Origin of the sequence: Variovorax cryoconiti (assembly GCF_051216395.1) — a bacterium.
Classification (GTDB): Bacteria; Pseudomonadota; Gammaproteobacteria; order Burkholderiales; family Burkholderiaceae_C; genus Variovorax.
In genome coordinates this window covers 1-1,024 of the sequence record NZ_JBPJZI010000092.1, presented here as the reverse complement: position 1 = coordinate 1,024, position 1,024 = coordinate 1, and the positions used below count along the sequence as shown (strand labels likewise).

At 58.3% G+C, this 1,024-nt stretch carries 2 protein-coding genes; both read left to right on the top strand.

Annotation, left to right across the window (positions count from 1 at the left end):
* On the top strand, positions 1-642 hold a 642-nt coding region (gene atpB / locus ACSFA2_RS25970; protein ID WP_435458198.1), incomplete at its 5' end, for a F0F1 ATP synthase subunit A.
* Between the two features lie 60 nt (positions 643-702).
* Positions 703-966 (top strand): F0F1 ATP synthase subunit C, encoded by a 264-nt coding sequence (gene atpE / locus ACSFA2_RS25965; protein ID WP_007830191.1) that lies wholly within the window; start codon positions 703-705, stop codon positions 964-966.
* The last annotated feature ends 58 nt before the right edge of the window (positions 967-1,024 follow it).

Below are 1,024 nucleotides of genomic sequence, written 5' to 3'. Positions count from 1 at the left end.
GAACTGCTCGTCGAAATGGTCGACCAGCAGGCCAAGGGCATCGTCCACAACGCCACGAGCCGCAAGTTCGTCGCACCGCTGGCCCTCACGATCTTTGTGTGGATCTTCCTGCTGAATGCAATGGACCTGTTCCCGGTCGATTTGTTCCCGGCAATCTGGGCCAAGATCTTCCACATCGCCGGCGAAGACCCGCACCACGCCTACCTGCGTGTCGTGCCCACCGCCGACCTCTCGGTGACCATGGGCATGTCGGTGGCAGTGCTGCTGATCTGTATCTACTACAACATCAAGATCAAGGGCGCCGGCGGCTGGATCCACGAGCTGTTCACCGCACCCTTTGGCAACCACTGGGCGCTGTACCCCTTCAATTTCGCCATGCAGATGATCGAGTTCGTCGCCAAGACGGTCTCGCACGGCATGCGGTTGTTCGGCAACATGTACGCCGGTGAACTGATCTTCCTGCTGATCGCCCTGATGGGTGGTGCCTGGTCCATGTCGGCCACCGGCATCGGCCTGGCCATCGGCCACATCATCGCGGGCACGGCCTGGGCCATCTTCCACATCCTGATCATCACGCTGCAAGCCTTCGTGTTCATGATGCTGACGCTGGTCTACATCGGCCAGGCCCACGATCACCACTGATCATCAGTTTTCGTTTCTGTTTTTTGTTTTCTCTTCAACCAAAGTCCTCTAGGAGTCATCATGGAAGTTATTAGCTTTGTTGCACTGGCCGCCGGCCTGATCATCGGTCTGGGCGCTGTGGGCGCATGTATCGGCATCGGCATCATGGGCAGCAAGTACCTCGAGTCGGCCGCACGTCAGCCTGAACTCATGGGTGAACTTCAAACCAAGATGTTCCTGCTGGCTGGTCTGATCGACGCCGCTTTCATTATCGGCACCGGTATCGCTCTGTGGTTCGCAACGGCCAACCCGTTCCTGGCTCAGATCGCCAACCTGCCGAAGTAAGTCTTTCTCGTCGGACCTGCGTCGTCGTTCCCTAGTCCTCTGGCGTCTAGCGAATGGC